Genomic DNA, 20557 nt, shown 5'->3' with positions numbered 1-20557 from the left:
GCCAGTCTGGTCGCAGCCCCTAGCCGGACTTCCAAGTCATGCGCCGTTCGCGCGCCAGTTCGACGACCCTGGCGATATCCTCGTCCGTATAAACGCCGTTCACGCCCGCGATCGGGGCCAGCTTCATGCCGTGCTTGAGGCCGAGCTTGTAAATCTCCTTGACCTTGCGCCACTCGGTATCGCGGCCGACCGTGAACGCTTCGAAGCGGCCTTCCAACGCCAGCACGATGGTCTCTGCGAGACAGGCATAAACGATGTTTTCCGGCAGGGCGATATCGCGTAGGCCGCGGACCTTGGAGGGCAGTTCGATTTCGCCGGATTCGATCACCAGAACGTCCGGGCGCTTGGCGCATTCCTCGGGCGGCAGGTCGAGCGGGCGGGCCACGTCGGTGATTACGCAGCCGGGTTTGACCGCGGTGATGTCCAGCACCTTCTTGCCGGCGCCCGAGGTCGTGGTGACGATCATATCCATCTCGGCTAAATGCGCTTCATAGTCGGCCGCCGCGACCACTTTCGCCTCGGGCGTCTCTTCGAGGATGGATGCTTTCAGCGCCTCAAGCTTGTCCTGATCGCGGCCGGCGAGATAGAGCTCGTCGAACGTCATCGCCAGCAGGCGCGCGCTCACCGAGCCGATCGACCCGGTCGCGCCGATCACCATGGCCTTGGCCTTTACGCGGCCGCCTTTCGGCGCTTCCACCAGGCCCATGCGGCGCATCGCGTCGGCGGCGGCCCATAGCGCGCCGGACGCCGAGTAACTATTGCCGGTGGTCACCGGCAGGTTCGCGCGCTGGGCCACGGTCATGCCCGCGTCACCGACAACCTTCGTAAATGCGCCCAGGCCGATGATTTGAGCGCCCATTTTCTGTGCCTTGTCCGCGGCCGCGAGCAGCCGGCGATAGGTGAATTCGGGGCTACGGGCAAGCATCTCCTTGGGCGTGCCACCTACCGCAATCAGCCAGCCCTCCGCTTCCGCGCCGGTCGGCGAGACGATGTTCGTCATCTTGCAGTACTCCATCGGCGGTAACATGGCAGCGGCTTTTTCGACCTGATCCATCAGGCGCTTGGGCGTGGATTTCGGTAGCAGCGGTAAGCCCTTCCGGATCGCTTGCTGGCTGAGCGGATGGATAATGAACGCGAACCGGCGCACGTTGCGGAAGTGCCCGGTGGGGTGCAGCAGCTGCGCGGTGAGCTCCAGCTCGTCGATGATGCCGGCACGTGTTTCGTCCGAGAGCTCCTGCGGCTCGAGCCCGGTCGCCGCAAGGATCATCGCCTCGATCACGTCGACGTCGACCACTTGCTTGAACGGCTGCGGGCAGATATCGATCGCGAGATTGACCTCCTGTGCCTTCAGCCAGGCCAGGCTCTGTTCATCGATCGCCGAGCTGAGCAGGGTCTTGCCCTTTAGATTGCCGTCGCCAGCAAAGGATCGGATATCCTCGATCGCGCCGACAATCACATGCGACTTGGCCATTTCCTGGGCCAGCAGGCGCTGCTTGATCTTCGCCAGTCTGGGCAGCACCGCGCCTAGCTTGCGTGTCGCCCAGATGCCGTTGGCCATGGTGCTGCCGGTGGCGAACAGTTCCAGCTGTGCCAGAGACGACAACATGGTGGGCGTGCCGGTCTGTAACAGTGCGTCGGCAAAACTCAAATTGGGCGTGTACTGCGACATCTCGACGGCGATGTCGTAGTTCACCCTGCCGGACATGAACAACACGCGGCTGTTGTTGAAGTAGCTGCCCAACGTCTTATGCACATGGCGCACCGCGCGCAGCTGCAGCACGCGACGCAGATGCGCGCCGGTGGTCGCCGGTACCCGTGTTACCACCTTGAGCAGCTTGTCTTTATCCACGAAACGCCGCGTGCCCACATCGCAGTAATCGCGGCTCAGCCCCAGCCCCACCGCATCGGCGTGGGACTGCGCGCGGCGTAGCAGATCCCAGGCGCGATCTTCGTCGCCGCCCGCGCCCTGGCGGGTGACGGTGAAGTCCTTCCCCAAAAATTTGGTTTTAAGGGAATAGTCCTGCGCGGACGGTCCCATCGAGACGGAAATGACGTGTTTCAAAGCCAGCTCCCCAGTCCGTTTTCTTGTGCGAACAACTTGCTCTGGGCGCGAGGTCTTCCGAATATCGGCGCCTGCTTGCCCTGGACACGGTGGGTTCAAGCTCCGACTGCGACATCGCAGCGGTGTTCTAGAGCCTCTCGAGGCGCGAGATAAGCCAAGCGTTTTCGTGGGCAATCATTAAGCGAACATCCTACTTTTGTCTAGGTCTGCTTGCGTAATGCCTCGAACAGAGGGTTTTGGCGGTGAGGCCGTAGGCAGTTGCGTCGCAACGCCTCAAGGTATGTGCAGAAAAAATTGCCGGGACTATTTCTCGTGCTCTCGGTTGATCGAGTCCACAAGACGGGAGAGGAGTTGATCGAGTTGCTCGACTTCGGTTTTAGACAGCCCGGTCAGCATGTTGGTCTGCCGGTCCACATGCACGGTCAGCATTTCCTCGATCATGTCGAAGCCGGCGGGTGTCAGTTCCACGATGACGCCGCGCCGATCTTCCGTGCTGCGGCGCCGTTCCACGAGGTTGGCCTTGGCCAGCCGATCCACGCGGTTGGTCAGCCCGCCGGAGGAGATCATCATGGACCGCCGTCGGCGCGGGTGCTTAGTAGGTAAAGCCTTCTACCATCGAATAGCGCGCCATTGGTTCGCTGCTTTAAGCAAACGCCGGGGAAGGCCCCGGCGTTTCATCATGGGCCAGCGCGCTCTCGCTAATTCGCCAGCGAGAACTCGTCGAACAGCTCGACTTCGCCGTCGAGATTTGACGGATCGAAGACATAGCTTTTCACCGTGCCTGTGCCGGTATCGAGGATCGAAAACACGCTGAGTTCGTTACTGGCAACGAACGGCAGCGGCCCGTAGTTTTCGTTAACCCGGCTCATGGGGCTGGCGATGTTGGGCGTGATCATCTCGCGGCCCTGCGGGTCGCCGCTCGGCGGGTAGTCTTCGATGCGCCAGCGCGGGTTGGGGCCGTTCACGTCGTCCCAGAAGTTGGCATAGCTGGCGCGTACGTCGTTGGTGTAGACGCCGTTCGGGTCTTCGTAGTAGGCGCCGTAGCTGTTGCCGACGTTGGAGGTTTCCAGATAGTGCATGCCACCCACCTGGGCCCGGTTCCACAGGTGTGAATGGCCGATATGCACCAGATCGACGCCGTTTTCCACCAGCAGCGGCTCGATATCGCGACGCCAGATATCCTGTTCCAAAGGATACTGATAGCGGATTTCAGTGAGCGTATCGGATGCGAGCAGCGGCTGGACCTGGTTGGTCCATTGGGCGTCGCTTAACGGGAAGGTCAGCTCGGTGATCGATTCGGTGCCGTTGATGGTTTCGACAAGCTGCATGAGCGGCTGGGCCAGCACCGGCAGGGTGTTGTCGCCCAGGCCGAACACGCCCTGATGGGCCATGACCACCTTGTAGCGGGCCTGTTTGAAGGCATCGCTTTCGAGCACGCCCTCGAGCCAGGCGTATTGTTCGGATTCCTTGTCGAAGCGCTCGAACAGGAATTCGCCAAAGCCCCAGGCGTCGGGCTTGTCGAGGTTGCTCACTGCTTCCTTGAACTTGCCGCTCTGGTCGTCGCCAACGTTCCAGCCGCGCCAGATGCGTGACACGTTCATGGAGATAAGAAACACGTCGCCGAACGCGATGGCGTAGAAATCTTCGCCGCCGGGGCTGTCGTCGGGGAAGGTGAACAGTTCGCGATAGCTTTGCTGGTTGTGCGACTGGTCGGCAATCCAGTGGGCCTTGATGGCCGCGTCGCCGGTCGGATTGACGCGATCTTTGACCTGCTCGTAGGCCACCCGGGCATACCATTCGGGCTGCGGGGCGTTGAAGGCGCCGCCCAGGCTGTAATCGGTATCGTCAGCGGCCTCGTCGAAGGTGAATCGACCCATCACTTCGTGATTGCCGATCGTGGCGAACAGGGGCGCGTGCTGCAGAATTTCGCCGCCGTTGTAGGCAAAGCCGGGCCGGTATTGCTGATACCGCCCCTGTAGCGAGGGGAAGAACGACGGCGCGTTCTCGCTCGCATTGTCGAACCATTCGGAGGCGCGGTCGGGCACGTTGACCAGATCGCCGGCAAAGAACACCGCGTCGGGTACGCCCACGGTTTCCACCACCTTCTGGTAGTTCGCCGGCGCGTTCTTCTTGAGCTGCAGGTCGGAGGTAAGAAGAATCTTGAGCGGCTGGTCGGTCAGCGGCGCGGGCGCGAGCGTGAAGGTCTCGCTTTTGTGGGTATGGCCATTGGCGTCGACGCTGGTGACATAGTAATCCACCCGGGCCGGGGTCAGATTGCGCGCGGTGGCCTCGTGGCGAAACACATCGCGGCGGGTCGGCTGTTCGTACTCGCGGCCGAGCTGGTTCGACTGTGCGTCTTCCATCATCCGCGACATCTTCAGCGTTTCGGCACTCGCCGTGTTTTCGTCGGCGTAGTGCAGGGTGTGGTCGCGGCCTTCGAACGAGGTAAACCAGACCACCTTTACGCTGTCGCGAGCCGGCATCTGGAGAAACGGTGCGCTCAGGAAGCGGTTCTCGGCATTCAGTTCCACCGGGACTTCGGTCGTCGTCTCGCGTTGCTCGACATCGTCCGAGCAGCCGGCCAGGGCCAGCAGGATGATGAAAAACGTCGCCTCGTAGAAGTAGCGTAATCGGCCCATGTTCGGTCCCCGTGCCAGCGGTCTGCGAATAAGCACCGATTATTCGCGGGCGTCATGACAGGGATATGGCCCGCGGATGACACAAGCACACCGAAAACCTCGCCATGGGGCCGGGCGTTTTCCTGGGCGTGGCCGCGTGGCCGCGTGGCCGCGTGGCCGCGGGGCCGCGGGGCCGCGGGGCCGCGCCCCATGGGGTTTTAAAAGGCTTCGCCGCTCGATACAAAGCGGCACCCACCCGAGCGGGCAGGCTGGCAAGCGTTGCGGGCGCGCAAGACGGGCTTTGGCGCGTTCGAGAGTCAGTTCGGGCCGCGCACATGTGGGCGAACCGATCACAGCCCGCCCGGCGAGGTCATGCGCCTTTCATGAGGCCAAGCGTGCGGGATTCGTATGGCTGAATTTGCGGGGTTCGACGGTCGCGCCGGCACGGCCGACGTCGGCATGGTTCGCCGCCGTATGCTGGGGCTGTATACCGTCGGCAACGATGCCTTGCAGTCCCTGCTGGGCATGCGCATCGTCGATATCGGCCGTGGTGGCCATGTTGCGCACCGCGGTCACCAGCCCGTTGGTACAGTCGCTGATGCGTACGATGGCTTCGCCGGCGTGGCGTGCCATATCCACACCTCGGTCGACGCTGCCGCGACAGTTTTGCATGCTGCCCGTGGCGTCGTTGGAAAGTGTCTGCAGCTTGCCGATCATCTGCGAAATTTCGCTCGCCGCTTCTGCGGTTCTGTGCGCCAGCTGGCGTACTTCGTGGGCGACCACGGAAAAGCCGCGGCCGTGCTCGCCGGCCCGCGCGGCTTCAACAGCGGCGTTCAGCGAAAGCATATTGGTTTGCGACGCAATCGAGCGAATGGTTTCCACAATGGTCGTGATGGCATCCGTCTGCCCGGCCAGTTCGCCGAGCAAATTCGAGGTGACGCTGATCTGATCGGCCATGTTGCGAATCTCGCATACCGTATCGTCGATAACGCGCTGGCCCTCGCCGGCTTCGGTTTCCGTGTCGGCGGAAATACGGCAGGCGGTGCGTATGCTTTCGCTTTCGCGGTCGACGCGCTCGGTGATGTCGCTGGCGAACTTGATGATTTTGTAGAGTTGGCCGTCTTCGTCAAAGATCGGGTTGTAGGTGGCTTCCAGCCACAGCACCCGGCCGGCGTGGTCGTAGCGCTTGAACTGCCCCGCCATGAACTTGCCCTCGTTGAGCTTCGCCCAGAAGTCGCGATACTCCGCGCTGCCGGCCAATTCGCGACCGCAGAAGATGCGGTGATGGGCACCAACAATCTCATCCAGCGTATAGCCCACGGTGGCCAGAAAGTTGTCGTTGGCGGTCAGGATGTGTCCGCTCGGCGTGAATTCGATGACCGCCATGGAGCGGTTGATGGCCCGCAGTCGTCGGCTGACTTCCTGTTCTTCGCGAACCTTCTCCGTGATATCGGTCGCGATCTTGATCACGCGAACGACGCGCCCGCGCCGGTCGTGGATGGGGTTATAAGACGCCTCCAGCCACAGGCGCTCGCCGGCCTGGGTCAACCGTTCGCAACGGCCGTTGACGAACTCGCCTTCGCGAAGCCGCGCCCAGAACGCTGCATAATCCGCGCTTTGCGCGTATTCACGAGAACAAAGCAGGCTGTGATGCTGGCCGATGAGCGCCTCGGCGCTATAGCCGGTGGTTTCCAGAAAGGCCGTATTGGCACACAGTATCGTGCCCTGCGGATCGAATTCGATCACGGCCATGGAACGATGAATCGCCTTGATTAGCGCGGTTTGATGGCACGACGCCCCCGATCTGAACACGGCTTGAATCCTCCCTTGCAGCGCCGGTGCCCGGTTTGGGCCTGTGGTTTTATCTGGCGCACAACGCCAACATCGGCTCTTCCTGGGGAATACTTGAGCCGGAGCAAAACGCCGCCGCCCTGGAATGCGAGAAGTTGCGCGTAAAACAGGCGTTCGGTCACTAGAAGTTTGTATAAAAACCGTAAGATACGGCGCTAGGGCGCTCGGCAAGGCCCAAGCCTCATTTGGCCAAAACGCCCTTGCTTTTGCATGGCCTTGTCGTGCCCACCGCGGTAACTAGCAGGGCGTGGCGGCGCGTTTTTAAAAATAAGGCCCAAGCCTGAGCTCATGCTCGATGTGATGGGCCGTGCCGTCTTTCGACTACAGCGACCCCTGACGCTGTAAGCTGAGCTTGCGGCGCCAGTCGGCTGCGAAACGGCCGCTAGAACAATAGGAGAACGCGCATGGATAGCAACAATGTCGCCGCGGCGGAAGCGGGTTCGCTCGAAGAGCGCATCTGGCCGGTCGTGATCATTGGCACCGGCTTCGGCGGTCAGGCCGCGGCGGTGAACCTCATGCGGCGCGATATCGACGACTTCCTGATGCTCGAGCGGCGCGATTTCATGGGCGGCACCTGGCAGCAGAACAGCTATCCCGGCGCGGCCGTGGACGTGCAGTCGCCGCTGTATTCCCTGTCGTTCGAGCCCTGGCCCTGGACCCAGATGTTCGCCAAACGCGAGGAGCTGGCCGAATACACCGCCCACGTGATCGAAAAATACGGCCTGCGCGAGAAAACACGTGTGTCGCACAACGTCGAACAGGTGGCATGGCAGGAGGGCGAGGACGTTTGGTATATCCACGTGTCCGGCCGCCCGAAGATTCGTGCCCGTGTGCTCATCAACGCCTCCGGGCCGCTGTCGACACCGGTGGTGCCGGACTTCCCGGGTCGCGATCGTTTTCAGGGCGAGGCCTTTCATACCAACGACTGGAACCACGACTTCGACCATCGCGGCAAGCGCCTGGCCATTATCGGCAGCGGGGCGAGTGCTGCCCAGATCATTCCGGCGATTGCGCCCGAGGTGGCCGAGCTGCACGTCTTCCAGCGCAGCCCGCACTGGGTCATCCCGCGACCGGATCGACGGTTTGGCCCGCTCACCCAGCGGCTATTGGCGATCAAACCCGTCTACAAGGCGGTACGCACCGCCATCTACTGGGGGCTGGAGTCGCGGATTATCGGCTTCAAGTATTCGCGCACCATGCTCGACCTGATCGCCCAGCGAAAAGCTGATAAACACCTCAAGGAACAGGTGCCCGACGACGAACTGCGGGCCAAGCTCACGCCGGATTTCACCATCGGCTGCAAGCGCATCATCCTGTCCAACACGCTTTATCCCGCGCTCATGCGCGACAACGTCACCCTGCACGACGCGGAAGATGGCATCGAGGAAGTCACGCCCACAGGCATTCGCACCAAGCAGGGCAGTGAACTCGAACTGGACTGCATCGTCTGGTCTACCGGCTACGACGCGACCGACGGCATGATTTCCTACCCCGTGATCGGTCGCAACGGCAAGACGCTGGCCGATTTCTGGGCCGACTATCCGCGGGCCTATCTCGGTACCGCAATTCCGGGTTTTCCCAATCTGTTCATCGGCACCGGGCCAAACACCGGCATCGGCCATACCTCGCATATCTTCATGATCGAATCGCAGCTGAAATACATCATCCAGTGCGTGGAGAAAGTGCTGAAAAGCGACGCCGGCCAGATCGAGGTCACCCCCGAAGCCGAGGCGCGTTATACCGCGAAGATTCACGACGAAATGGCGCAGACCGTCTGGCATACCGGCGGCTGTAACAGCTGGTACAAGAGCGAATCGGGCCGGGTGACGGCCATGTTTCCCGGCTTTACGTTCACCTACCGCCGCATGGCCGAAAACTTCAAGCGCGACGACCACCGGCTGGTGTAAACCATAGAGCCGGCGCTGAAGCGCTCCAGGCGGCCCGGCCAGCCCGACCCGCCGCGCCATCGATCCGGCGTTTTGCCGGCCGGGGCGAACGCGCGCGCCTATTCGCGGTCAAGCAAATGAGTTGACAGCGATTGATTGCTGCGCCGCAGCGCGATCGCCTGTCGCCATTTTGCGACCGGACCGAGGTGCGCGCCCGAACCATGATCATTCCCACGATTCCAAGCTTCCGGCATATCCTGAAGGGCATCTGGTTGCCGTTGCTGCTGATGTTCGTATGGGACGTGCTGGTCACGCTGTTGTATTTCGCCCAGCCCGAGCGTTACCAGGAATTTCAGTCGTCGGCGTTGTCGCGCACCACGCTCACCCTGTTCGGCACGGTCATCGCGCTGTTTCTCGGTTTTCGGTCGAATTCGGCCTATGCGCGCTGGTGGGAAGGCCGGGTGCTGTGGGGGCTGATGATCAACGCCTCGCGCAACATCACGCGACTGGCCCTGTCGTATATCGACTCGGCCGATGCCCGGGCGCGCGAGCTGCGTGAGGCGATCGTCGTCAATCAGGCGGCCTACGTGCATATCCTGCGCTGCCAGCTGCGTTGTACCGATCGTTCGGAGCCGGCCTATCGACTGCTACCGGCCGACCGGGCCGAGCGCATGCTGGCCTATACCAATGCAGCCAACGCCCTGCTCAACGAGAACGGCCGTCTGGCGGCCCAGGCGTTGGCAGAAGGCTATATCGACACCATTCAGCAGTCGCGCATGGAAGCCGTGAATATTGATGTCGCCAATGCCCAGGGCGGTATGGAGCGCATCAAGAAAACGCCGCTGCCCATGCAGTTCCGTTTATTTCCACAGTTGTTCGTGCGCCTTTTCTGTATTCTGCTGCCGATCGGCATCGCGCCGTATCTGGGCATATTCACGCCCATCGGCTCGTCGATGGTGGCGTTGATGTTTCTGGCCGCGCTGCATATCGGCGACGAACTGGTCGACCCGTTTGCCAACAGCGCGCACGATCTGCCGCTGGAGGCCATGTGCACCACGATCGAAATCGATCTCATGGAGCTGATCGAACGGCCGGCGCCGTCCGCGACCCAGCCGGTCAAAGGCGTTCTCTGGTAGGCGTTGCCGGGTGTAGCGGCGGTCGCGTTTTCAGGTTCCGCCGCGTCGGCCGATACTGATATGACAGCTGTCGGGCCTGTTACCGACCGTACCCTGCGCATCCGCGGCCTGCGTTATCCCGCGAGGATGGTCCGTGGCCGACAGTCGTAGCGACACATGCAATACGGTCCGAGGACGAACGACCCCGACGACATGCTGAAATGGCTGGCCAAACTCTGGAAAATCGGTGTCCACGGTACCGAACCGGCATTGCGACGGCGGATCATGCTCACCAATCAGCTGGGCGTGTTCGGCGCCCTGACGACGCTTCCCTACCAGCTGTTCTACGCGTTCACCGGGTTGTCGTATTACGCGCCGGTATTCGCCAGCAATGGCGTGATCATGGCCGCCTATCTCTGGACGCTGTGGGCAAACTATCGCGGCCGGCACGATTCGGCGCGCAGTTTCGTTGTGTTCGTGGCGATGATCCAGTTGATGATGGTCACCTGGTATCTGGGCCGTGGCCTGGGCGTGCACCTGTTTTATTTCACGATCGTGAGCATTCTGCCGTTGTTGTTCGAACGGGCCCGAGCCACGGTGGTTACGGCGCTCGCGGTCGTGAACGTGGGGCTGTTCTGGATCTGCGATCAGCAATTCGGCCATGGCACGGTACCGCTGCGGGTATCCGATACGGCGCTGTCCGTGGCCTTCGGCTTCAGTGCGCTTGCCGCCGTCACGCTGATCAGCGCCTTCATGCTGTTGTTTCGCTATCAGATCGATGTGGCCGAGCAGAAGCTGCGAACGTCGAATCGGGAGCTGGAGCGGCTGAGCGCGACCGATGCCCTAACCGAATTGCCCAATCGGCGGGCCGTGGAAGCCTTTCTGGCGCGCTGGGCACGAACACCCGGCGCGGTCGTCGGCGTTGTGCTCTGCGATATCGACTATTTCAAGCTCTACAACGACCATTACGGCCATCTGCTGGGTGATCGAACGCTGTATGCGATAGGCGATGCCCTGCGCGATGCCACACGCCGCGATCTCGACCTGGTGGCGCGCTACGGCGGCGAAGAGTTCATGATTCTGCTGCCGCAGGCCGACCCCGCGTATATCGCGGCGGCTGCCGAACGGCTGCGCTCGGCTGTCGAAGCGCTGGCGATCGAGCATGCCTATCGCCCCGACGCGCTGGGTATCGTGACCGTGAGCATTGGCTACAGCCAGTTCGAGAAACTCGACTGGCGACTCGGTGCCCCCCGACGGGAGCCGATCGACGCGGCCGACCAGGCGCTTTACCGCGCCAAGAGTTCCGGCCGCAATCGTGTGGTGAGCGGGTTGCCGGGCGATTAGCGTAGAGGTCTGTACGGCCGCCGCCTCGTGGTGGGCTGACGCGGTCGAGTCGTGGCGGCTATGCCTTCAACCCCGGCTGATTCGGCAGGCCTCGTTGATGGCATGCCGCCCCCGGTTGAAGAGCACGCCCGAACATGGCCCGGGTCCCGGCGCTCTACCCACCGCCTCGGGGCGGGGCTCACGGCTTCCCAAAAAAAAGCAGCCCGGATTACGCCGGGCTGCGTCTTTACCAAGCAAGCGGTTGCCAGACTAGCTGCCCATGGCAAGGGCCCCGGACATGTGATCGGGCGACGCGTGGTGCATGGCCGGCTGCGTGCTCGAGCGGTGCGACGGGGCTGTTTCGGCTTCGCCCGGTGCGCGATCGTCCACCGTGAACTGGCTGACCTCGCGGGCCATTTCCACGGCCTGCTCGTCGAGCGACTTGCTCGCCGCGGCCACCTGTTCGACCAGGGCAGAGTTCTGCTGTGTGACCGATTCCAGCTGTGCGATGGCCTGGTTGATCTGTTCGATCCCCTGCGACTGTTCGTTCGTGGCACTCGATATATCGGTCACCAGGCTGGCGACCTGGCCGATACGCGAGGCGATCTCGGTCAACGTGGCGTGGGTGTCGCCCACCAGCGTGTTGCCGGCATTGATGGTCGATACGTTGCGTTCGATCAGATGGCGAATGCGTTTGGCCTCGCTGGCGCTGCGGCTGGCGAGCTGGCGCACTTCCGAGGCCACCACGGCAAAGCCGCGGCCGTGTTCGCCCGCGCGTGCGGCCTCCACCGAGGCGTTCAGGGCCAGCAGGTTGGTCTGGAAGGCGATGCCGTCGATCGCTTCGACCATATCGGTGACTTCCTGATTGGCGCTATGAATATCGTTCATGGCGCTGCGTGCGTTGTCGGCGATCGTGCGTGCCTTGCTGGCCTGCGCGGAGACGTCTTCGGACAGGCGCTGCGCCTCGCCGGCGTTCTCGGCCGTATGACGGACCGTGGCGTTGATTTCCTCCAGGCTCGCGGCGGTTTCCTCGATGGAGGCCGACTGCTGCTCGGTGCGCTGGGCCAGGTCCTGATTGCCCTGCGAGATTTCGCCGCTGGCCACTTCCACCGACAGGGCGCTGCGCTGGATGTTGCGTACCAGCTGGGCCGTGGCTTCGGTGGCTTCGTTGAACGCGCCGTAGAGCTGCGAGAGTTCATCCGTGCCCGGCACAGCCAGGCGCTGACTCAGATCGCCGTCGCGATGGGTGATGTCATGCAGGGCGCGTTTGAGCGGGCCGACGATCGCACGCACGATCGCCACCGTCAGCAACAGCGCCAGCAGCGACGCCATTACGGCGACGGCCGCATAAATCCACAGATCGGCACGCGCTTCGCTGCGCAGGGCCTGGGTCCGCGCCATGATATCGGCGGTGACGGCATCTTCCACGCCCTTGAGCCGGCCGATCTTGACGGTCTGCCATTCGAACCATTGCTGCGGGTCCACGCCAAAGCCGCCCTGGTCAGCGCGTTCGATGGCCCGTTGTCGCAGCCCGGCCAGGCGCTCGATTTCAGGGCCCGAAAGCGCGGTCTGGTATGCGTTGCGCATGGCTGGGGTTGCCAGCGTTTCGAACCCTTTCAGAAATGCGCTTTCCGACCCGATGAGGTTGAGAAAGCGGCGGTACATCGCCGGCGGCATTTCATCCGCGGCGAACGCATTTGCGAGCACAGCCCGCTCGATACCGGCGAGATCCTTGGCTTCCAGAAGGTTGTAGTAGGCCGATAGCGCGCGGGCCACCCCGGCCTGGCTGGTCATATCGCCCAGTTCGCCAGCCACCCCCATGAGCGCGGCGTTGGCGCCCGTGTAATGGGCCAGTGCATCCGCCAGCGGTACCGACAGCGCATCCACGCGGTTGCGCATGGCGGCGGTTGCATCCAGGCGTTGACGCGCGTCGGCAATCCGGGCGCGCATGTCGGTGCTTAGGTTGCTTTCGTCCAGCGTGGCGAGCTGGTCGATGAAGGCGCTGGCGGCGCTATCGACGGCCGGGCGTTGTTCGCGCAACTCACTGCCAAAGGTCTGGCCGCCGCTGCCCAGAAAGCCGGCGGTCATGCCGCGCTCGAGCTGAAGCTGGTGCACCAGGTTTCCGGCCTGCTGTGCGACGACGGTCAACGATTGCAGGCGGTTCATTTCGGTAACCACTTGCTGGCGTTCGACGATGCCGGTGACAGCAAAATAGAGCATGGCCACAGCCGGCAGACTCAGTGCAAGCACGAATTTGCGACTGATCCCGATACGATGAAGTAGGTTTTTCATGGTCCGCGTAAGAGTGGGACGCGTGTCGAGCGCTTGGGTCGGACGACTCGCCAGTTGTCGTGGATGCCAAGGGTGGAAAAGATTTCGGTTCCTATCGGCAGCGCTTACCTGTTTTTGAACGGCTATCTCACGTTCAGCGCCAGCCCGTCGCGGCCGTTATGACGGGCCACGATGGCTGCCTGCAACATGCAGGGGTATGAACGCATTTGCCGAATTCGCGCCTGGGGCGCGTCGCGGATTGGGGGGGCGATCAGCCTATGTCGCGATCGATGGCCGCCGATTACTGTCGCAAAGGCACGGTTGACGCCTCGTGCGCGCCGCGATGCGTTCGATCAGTTCGTGCGAGCCGGCCGGTGGCCTGCCACGGCGGCAGGCCGAAGCGATGGGCTGGCGTTAGCCCGGGTCGCGCTCGAACTCGTTTAGCGCGTTAAACAGCTCGTCGTCCGCGTCGCCCTGTTCGGCGGCGCTGTCGGCCATGGCATCGAGTTCGTCGGTGGGCGGCACGTCGAAACGCGGCGGCGCGGGCGGCGCGTTTTCGTCCGCCTCGTTAGCGGTCGGCGTCTTGGCAGCCGGTCGGGCTGGGCGGCTTTTGGGCGCCGCTTTGCTGGCCGGCGCCTTGCTCGCATCGTCCGAGGTATCGGCTTTCTGTTTGTCGCTGGCCGTGGCACAGATACAGACCTGGCCGTCGGTCCATACCACCTGCGTGACTTCGGCCCGCCATTGCTTGTTCGCCCGGGTGACGATCTGCACCGTATCGCCTACCTGAACCGGCTGCTGGGTCTTGCAGCCCCAGTCGCCGTTACGCAGTTTGCAGGGATTGGCTTCGATCAGGTCGTCTTCACTCATGGCGTTCGTCGGCTGTGCGATGGTCGAGAGTATCGATGCCGGCAACGCTATGTTCAATCGCGCCGGATTTCCAGGGGGCGGGCGCAGGTTTCGTGGCAGACGAACCCAGGGCCGCGAATCGTGACTGCTAGCTCGCTTCGAGCACCGACACGTAGTTCGCCACGGCCGCGCCGCCCATATTGAAGATCAGCCCGAGTTCGGCATTCGGCAGCTGCAGATCGCCGGCACGCCCGGTGAGCTGGCGATAGGCGATCGCATGCATGGATACGCCCGTCGCGCCCACCGGATGGCCTTTCGCTTTAAGCCCGCCGGAGAGATTCACCGGCAGGCGGCCGTCGCGATAGACGCTGCCGTCGTCGATCGCCCGTGCGCCCTGGCCCTTGGGCGCCAGGCCCATGGCTTCGTAGGTGAGCAGCTCGGCGATGGTGAAGCAGTCGTGCACCTCGGCAAAGTCGATATCGTCCAGGCGCACGCCGGCCTGCTCGAGGGCCATGGCGAATGCGCGTTCCGGGCCCTCGAAGGCCACGAAATCACGACGGCCCATGGGCAGGAAATCGCTCACATGCACGGCCGAGCGAAAACGGGCCGCGTGGTCGAAGTTCGCGGCGTTGTCCTCGCCGGTGAGCACGATCGCGGCGGCGCCGTCGGTCACCAGGGAGCAATCGGTCAGGCGCAGCGGCGGGGCGATTTCGGGGTTTTTGTCGCTGACCTGGCTACAGGCCTCGAAAGAGAAGTCCTTCTGCATGTGGGCCAGCGGGTTGCGCAGCGCGTTGTGGTGGTTCTTGGCCGCGATATGCGCCATGGCATCGAGCGGGTCGGCGTAGCGCTCGGCGTACTGCTTTGCGGCCACCCCGAATACCTGCGGAAAGCTCAACGTCTTTTCATGGTCGTCGTTCTGGTAGCCCGCGCCGGCCAGGGCCGTGGTGACATCGGCGGTGGGGCGATGGGTCATTTTTTCGGCACCGACCACGAGCACGGTTTTCGCCTTACCGGCCTGGATGCTGTTCATGCCGGCATGAATGGCCGCCGAGCCCGAGGCACAGGCGTTCTCGGCCCGCATCGCCGGCTTGAAGCGCAGCTCCGGGTAGGCCTGGTGAATCAGCGACGCGGCAAAACCGTCGGTGACCATGCCGGAATTGAAATGGCCGAGAAAGACCGCGTCGATCTGCTCCGGCGCAAGGCCGGCTTCCTCCACGGCCTCGCGCGTGGCGGCCACGATCAGGGCTTCCAGATTGTTGTCGAGCCGGCCGAATTTCGTATGGCCGCTGCCGACGATGGAAATAGTGTTCTGCATGGTCAGGGCTCGTAAAATAAAACGTTGGCCGCGTCGCGTTTGGATCGCGTCGTGGCGGTTACGCTGTTTTACGGGCCGTGTCCGGATCGCGCAAGCCTCGCGCAGCGTTCCGGCCAGCGGCTATACGCGCGTCCTTGTTGCTTGTATAGCGGGCCGGCGCGCACGTTCGATAGATGCTAGTGAGCGTAACGACGCCCATGCTAGAAGATATTGCACACATGGCGGGTTGCGATGTGCCACGCCCCGTCGGGGGCGATAACCAAAGAACAGGGGGGTTGTATGTGGAAGCGATTGGGGGTGGCGATCTTGTTGTGGTGCGCTGTAAGTACGGCGCAAGCAAAGGTCTTCGACGACAAGAGTGAACTTAGGCCGTTCCTCGACTCGGTGATGCAAATCGTCGCCGACGGGAAATTTGATCAGGCGATTTCCAAGTTCCGGCCCTATATGACGATGCCGGAAGATCAGATTCAAGGTGTCGCGTTGCAGATCAAGTCGGCTCGCCAGCAGGCCAAGACGCTGCTGGGCGAGACCATCGGGTACGAATATCTCGGCAAAAAGGTTGTTGGCGAGTCGCTGATCCGATTCGTATATCTGGAGAAGACGACGAAATCACCGCTGGTTTGGGTTTTCGTCATGTACCGCAACGACGAGGGCTGGGTGATTCCGAGCTTCCAGTTCAACGCCGGCACCGAAGAGCCCTTCTACCGCGATTACGACCCAGAGGAATAACTCCTCAAACGATCGGGTATGAACCGCCGACAAAACGCATAGCCGCTATCGGCTAGGGGGGGGCGTCCACCGACGGCCTCTACGCGGCAAGATCGGCCTAAGACGAATCGATCTTGGATGTCGGCTCTGCGGCTCGAGGATTCCCGCGTCCCACCGGGATCTTCGGGCCGCGCTGCGGTGTACATCGACCGACGGTGTTCGCGCTTGCGGTATTGCCGAGGCGGTTTGTTCGTCGGCCCAGGCGATTCGCTGCCGTAAGGGCTGTCCGGCGCCGCGAAAGACGGTACGCGCTTTCGTACAGCCTTTGAGGGCTCAAGGCGTTCAAGGACACGTAATGCCTGTAGTGGCGTTCGGCGTATCTGGCCTATCCGCCCGATACGCCGTTGTCGAAGCTACAGATCGATATGGCGGCCCTGATCGCCGGCGGCTCCCGGCGCATTCTCGGCCACGGCTGAGCCCCACACGGCGCCCGGCGCGTCGGGCACGGGTTGGCTCAACCGCGCGGCGGCCAGTTCTTGAACTGCTTGGGCCGCGGCGGCGCGTAGGTGCGGCTCTTGGAAGTGGTCAGGCCCTGGCGGACCAGCCCTTCGGCCAGGCACACCGCGGCCGCCACGCCGTCGATCACCGGTACGCCGGTACGCTCGATCACCCGCCGGGTGAGCCCCGACATGCCGCCACAGCCCAGGCAGATTGCCTCGGCGCGATCCTCTTCCACGGCGGCGACGGCCTGTTCCACGATGCGTTCGATGGCCGCGTCCGGGTCGCGTTCGAGGTCGAGCACGGCCAGCCCGCTGGCACGCACCGAGGCACAGCGGCGGCCGAGGCCGGCCAGCAGCAGGCGATCCTCGATCAGCGGTACGGCACGGTCGAGCGTGGTGACCACCGAATACTTGTGGCCCACGAACATCGCGCTCGCGGCCGCGGCTTCGGTGATATCCACCACCGGCACGTCGAACAGCTCCTGCAGGCCCTCGCGGCCGTGCTCGCCGTAGCCGGCCTGGATGATGGCATCGTATTCGCCCTCGTAGGCACGAATGGTTTCCATCACCGCGATCGCGGCTAGATAGCTTTCATAATTGCCTTCCACCGACTCGGCACCAAAGGCCGGCGTGAGCGGCACGATTTCCGTGCCGGGGGCCGCCACCTGGCGTGCCTGGGCGGCGATGGCGTCGGTCATGGAGGCGGTGGTATTGACGTTGGCGATGAGTATTCGCATGCAATGCTCTTTTAAGTTGGGGAACCTCTGATCTGTTCATACACGGATCGCGTTTGTGTCCCAAAAGGCCTCGATACAAGGCGCATGGCGCCGCGTCATAGCCATCCTATGACCAAGCCATGCAACGCCGTAGCGGGGCCTTTTGGGCCAAACCGCCCTGCGGCAGGGCGTTTGCGCGCGCCTGAGAGGCGCGCATTCTTGTTTATTTTCAATCAGCAAACTGCGGCTCGCAGCTGCTCGTTGGTCGCGCGCAAAAGACTCCGGCGCGACCGTGCATGAATAGATCAGAGGTTCCTTAGATACCGGGGCGGGAGATGCCCGCGCCGCTGACGTCGTTGAAGCGCTGGCCGCGCGGCATGAACAGCAGGTACAGCACGGCCGCGATCGCCGCACCGAAGAACCAGGAAAAGCCGGCCACGCTTTCGAAGGCGGGCACGAGGGCGATCACCACCGCCACCACGGCCGAAGGGGCCAGGGCGGCGAAGGCACGGCGGTTGATGCCGCCGGTGTAGTGATAGTCGCCGTCCGGGCGTTCGCTGTAGAGATCGGGAACGTTCACCCGCTCGCGGCGCAGCAGCCAGTAGTCGGCCATGATCACGCCGAAGAACGGCCCGAGCACGGCACCCAGGCCGCCCAGGAAATACTCGATCACCAGCGGGCTGTTGTAGAGATTCCACGGCAGAATCACTGCGCCCAGCACCGCGCTGATCACGCCCGCGCGCTTGAAGTTGAGCGCGCGCGGGGCGATATCGGCCAGGGTGTAGATCGGGGCCACGAAGTTGGCGACCAGATTTACCGCCACGGTGAGCACGATCAGCGCCAGGCTGGCCGGGATCTGCAGCCAGGGCTGGGCCATGCTGCTGACGATATCCGCCGGGCTCTGGATGATCTGGCCGTCGATCTGGAACTGGGCGCCGGCCAGCACCACCACGATTGCTGCGAACAGCATCATGTTGAGCGGAATACCGGCCAGATTGCCCACCACGATCGCACGCCGGCTCTTGGCACAGCGGGTGAAGTCACTGAAGTTCAGCGCGAAGGTGGCATAGATGACCACCCACAGCCCGGCGCCGGCGAATATCTTCTGCCACATCGCCGCACCCGTGAGCGGCTCGTCAATGGACCAGGCCATGGTGAAGTCGGCCTGGGCGAGTACCCAGATCGCCAGCAATGCCATGGTGGTGAGAATGACCGGGCCGGCGAGCGACACATAGCGGCGCACCATGGCCATGCCATAGCTCACGATGATTACCTGCAGCAGCCACAATGCGGAAAAAGAGATCCAGCCCAGCAGCGACAGGCCCAGCACCTGGGTCTGTTCCAGCGACGCCAGGCCGGGGGCGAGCGTCACCAGCACCACGTTGAGGACTTCGGCGGCCAGGAACGTCTGAATGCCGAACCAGACGATGGCCACCGCGCCGCGGGCAATGGCGGCGATACGCCCGCCGTGAATGCCGAAGGCGATCCGGCTCATGACCGGAAAGGGCACGCCCGTGCGCTCGCCGACGAAGCCCGAGAGGGTAAGCATGAAAAACAGCACCAGCCCGCCGATGAGCATGGTGGTGAGGATTTGCCAGGCGCCCAGGCCCAACGCGAACAGGCCGATGGCAAAAGTGTAGTTGCCCAGGCTGTGTACGTCGTTCGCCCACAGGGTGAACACGCTGTAGGCGCCCCAGGGACGAAAGTCGCGCTGTACGGGAGCGAGGTCGTTGTTGTACAGCCGCGGGCTGGGCTTGGGCACATCGGCCGGGCGGCCGGTGTAGTCCGCTGCGGCGTCAGATGGGGTGGCGGCGTGCTCGTTCATTGCTGGCCTCCCGTGGCGTCGGCCACGTCCACCGTCATCGACACGTCAAGCGGGACTTCGTCGCAGTTGGCTTCGGGCCCGGCGCGGTGGACCTCCAAGAACTCGCAGACGTCATCGAGGGCGATCATGGGGTGATGCCACACGCCGCGCCGGTAGTTGATGCCCTGTGCGCCCGTGGCGACGAACGCCCGCAGCGATTCGGGCGTGGGCGCATCGCCGGCGGGTGCGACCACCACGATATAGCGCTGGCCATCGACCGGCACGAAGGCCTGGCTGGATAGCGGATGGCGTTCCATCAGGCGCAGGGGCACCGGCAGGGGTTCCGGCTGGCAGCGCATGCGGCTGATGGTCGGGCGGCCGCCCTCGGCGTTCAGCTCGAGCGTGGCCAGGTCGGCAAAGCGCTCGCCCATGCCCTGATTGATGGCGTTCGGCGTAGTGGTGGATTCGATCACGTCGCCGAACGGCGCGAAGGTGTCGGCGCGCAGCGGCTCGGCCTGCAGTCGTGCAGGCCGGTCGGGCCGGGTGTTGTCGGGCATCGGGGCTCCTCCGATTTCGTCTTGTGTCGGGTCGCGAACGCGGCCTCGTTATGCTTTGGCGTTGTAGGGATGGGTCTTGCGCCAATGACGCGCGATCTCCTGGCGCTGGCACACCCAGGCGTCGTCGTGCGAACGCACGTAGTCCAGAAAACGGGCCACCGCGGCGGCGCGCGCCGGGCGGCCGGCCACGCGGCAATGCAGGCCGATCGACAGCATCTTCGGTGCCGTTTCGCCCTCGGCATACAGCACGTCGAAGGCGTCCTTCAGATAGTTGTAGAACTGCTCGCCGCTGTTGAAGCCCTGCGGGGCCACAAAGCGCATGTCGTTGGTATCCAGCGTGTAGGGCACGATCAGCTGCGGCTCGCCGTCGACGTCTTCCCAGTAGGGCAGGTCGTCGGCATAGGAATCGGCGTCGTAGAGAAAGCCGCCGTGTTCGGCCACCAGCCGGCGCGTGTTCGGCCCGCAGCGGCCGGTATACCAGCCCACGGGCGTCTGGCCGGTGGTGCGCTCGATGGCATCCACCGCCTTGGCGATATGCTCGCGCTCGGTGGCTTCGTCCACGTATTGGTAGTCGATCCAGCGCCAGCCGTGGGAGGCGATCTCGAAGCCGGCATCCACCATCGCCCGGGCGGCCTGGGGGTTGCGTTCCAGGGCCATGCCTACGGCAAACACGGTGGCGGTCAGCTCGCGCTCGGTGAACAGGCGCAGCAGCCGCCAGAAGCCGGCCCGGCTGCCGTACTCGTAAAGCCATTCCATGCTCATGTGGCGCACGCCTTCGCGGGCGTCGGTGCCCACCATTTCCGAGAGAAAAGCCTCGGAGGCAGCATCGCCGTGAAGGATGTTGTTCTCCGCGCCTTCTTCGTAGTTGATGACGAACTGCACCGCGATGCGGGCATTGCCCGGCCACTGGGCATGCGGCGGCTGGCCGGCATAGCCGACGAGATCGCGGGGGTAGGAACGGTCGGTATCGGTTTCGCTCATGGCA

The 20557-nt window shown here is 63.4% G+C and carries 15 protein-coding genes; 4 read left to right on the top strand and 11 right to left on the bottom strand.

Features of this window, described 5'->3' with window-relative positions; genetic code table 11:
- Positions 1-19: 19 nt before the first annotated feature.
- From CMN27_RS01070 to CMN27_RS01055, 4 genes are all read right to left on the bottom strand, one after another.
- Positions 20-2236: a saccharopine dehydrogenase NADP-binding domain-containing protein gene (locus CMN27_RS01070; RefSeq protein WP_293623549.1), complete on the bottom strand. Its 2217-nt coding sequence runs from the start codon at positions 2234-2236 to the stop codon at positions 20-22.
- A 129-nt stretch (positions 2237-2365) separates the two neighbouring features.
- Positions 2366-2632: a MarR family transcriptional regulator gene (locus CMN27_RS01065; protein ID WP_293623548.1), complete on the bottom strand. Its 267-nt coding sequence runs from the start codon at positions 2630-2632 to the stop codon at positions 2366-2368.
- A 128-nt stretch (positions 2633-2760) separates the two neighbouring features.
- Positions 2761-4701, bottom strand: coding sequence for a metallophosphoesterase (locus CMN27_RS01060; protein WP_293623547.1), 1941 nt, complete (start codon positions 4699-4701; stop codon positions 2761-2763).
- Positions 4702-5061: 360 nt separating this feature from the next.
- Complete coding sequence (locus tag CMN27_RS01055) at positions 5062-6501, bottom strand: PAS domain-containing methyl-accepting chemotaxis protein (RefSeq protein WP_366515380.1); 1440 nt, start codon at positions 6499-6501, stop codon at positions 5062-5064.
- 434 nt (positions 6502-6935) lie between these two features.
- Between CMN27_RS01055 and CMN27_RS01050 the strand changes: the two genes are divergently transcribed.
- From CMN27_RS01050 to CMN27_RS01040, 3 genes are all read left to right on the top strand, one after another.
- Positions 6936-8438 (top strand): NAD(P)/FAD-dependent oxidoreductase, encoded by a 1503-nt coding sequence (locus CMN27_RS01050; protein ID WP_293623545.1) that lies wholly within the window; start codon positions 6936-6938, stop codon positions 8436-8438.
- A gap of 200 nt (positions 8439-8638) precedes the next feature.
- On the top strand, positions 8639-9553 hold the full coding sequence (locus tag CMN27_RS01045; protein WP_293623544.1) for a bestrophin family ion channel: 915 nt from the start codon (positions 8639-8641) through the stop codon (positions 9551-9553).
- A 192-nt stretch (positions 9554-9745) separates the two neighbouring features.
- Positions 9746-10876 carry a diguanylate cyclase gene (locus CMN27_RS01040; RefSeq protein ID WP_293623543.1) on the top strand — a complete coding sequence of 377 codons (1131 nt, stop codon included), beginning with the start codon at positions 9746-9748 and terminating at the stop codon, positions 10874-10876.
- A 249-nt stretch (positions 10877-11125) separates the two neighbouring features.
- Here CMN27_RS01040 and CMN27_RS01035 read toward each other — a convergent pair whose 3' ends face one another.
- The 3 genes from CMN27_RS01035 to CMN27_RS01025 all read right to left on the bottom strand — a co-directional run bounded on the left by CMN27_RS01035 (position 11126) and on the right by CMN27_RS01025 (position 15287).
- The gene (locus CMN27_RS01035) at positions 11126-13147 is read right to left on the bottom strand and encodes a methyl-accepting chemotaxis protein (protein ID WP_293623542.1); all 2022 of its coding nucleotides are present in this window, start codon (positions 13145-13147) and stop codon (positions 11126-11128) included.
- A 393-nt stretch (positions 13148-13540) separates the two neighbouring features.
- The gene (locus tag CMN27_RS01030; protein WP_293623541.1) at positions 13541-13993 is read right to left on the bottom strand and encodes a hypothetical protein; all 453 of its coding nucleotides are present in this window, start codon (positions 13991-13993) and stop codon (positions 13541-13543) included.
- 127 nt (positions 13994-14120) lie between these two features.
- Entirely contained in the window at positions 14121-15287 is a 1167-nt protein-coding gene (locus CMN27_RS01025) for an acetyl-CoA acetyltransferase (protein WP_293623540.1), read from the bottom strand.
- A 279-nt stretch (positions 15288-15566) separates the two neighbouring features.
- Between CMN27_RS01025 and CMN27_RS01020 the strand changes: the two genes are divergently transcribed.
- Entirely contained in the window at positions 15567-16016 is a 450-nt protein-coding gene (locus CMN27_RS01020; protein ID WP_293623539.1) for a hypothetical protein, read from the top strand.
- Positions 16017-16509: 493 nt separating this feature from the next.
- Here the strand turns inward: CMN27_RS01020 and CMN27_RS01015 are convergent, their stop codons facing one another.
- From CMN27_RS01015 to puuE, 4 genes are all read right to left on the bottom strand, one after another.
- Entirely contained in the window at positions 16510-17232 is a 723-nt protein-coding gene (locus CMN27_RS01015) for an aspartate/glutamate racemase family protein (protein ID WP_293623538.1), read from the bottom strand.
- A 295-nt stretch (positions 17233-17527) separates the two neighbouring features.
- A complete protein-coding gene (locus CMN27_RS01010; protein ID WP_293623537.1) occupies positions 17528-19036 on the bottom strand; it encodes an NCS1 family nucleobase:cation symporter-1 in 1509 nt (502 codons plus the stop codon).
- The gene (locus CMN27_RS01005) at positions 19033-19572 is read right to left on the bottom strand and encodes an ureidoglycolate lyase (protein ID WP_293623536.1); all 540 of its coding nucleotides are present in this window, start codon (positions 19570-19572) and stop codon (positions 19033-19035) included. Before CMN27_RS01005 ends, CMN27_RS01010 begins: the two co-directional genes overlap by 4 nt.
- Before the next feature lie 48 nt (positions 19573-19620).
- Positions 19621-20553 carry an allantoinase PuuE gene (gene puuE / locus CMN27_RS01000; RefSeq protein ID WP_293623535.1) on the bottom strand — a complete coding sequence of 311 codons (933 nt, stop codon included), beginning with the start codon at positions 20551-20553 and terminating at the stop codon, positions 19621-19623.
- Positions 20554-20557: the final 4 nt, after the last annotated feature.

The sequence above is a fragment of the Salinisphaera sp. genome (genome assembly GCF_002729955.1).
Taxonomy (GTDB): domain Bacteria; phylum Pseudomonadota; class Gammaproteobacteria; order Nevskiales; family Salinisphaeraceae; genus Salinisphaera.
This window is presented reverse-complemented; position numbering and strand designations above follow the sequence as displayed.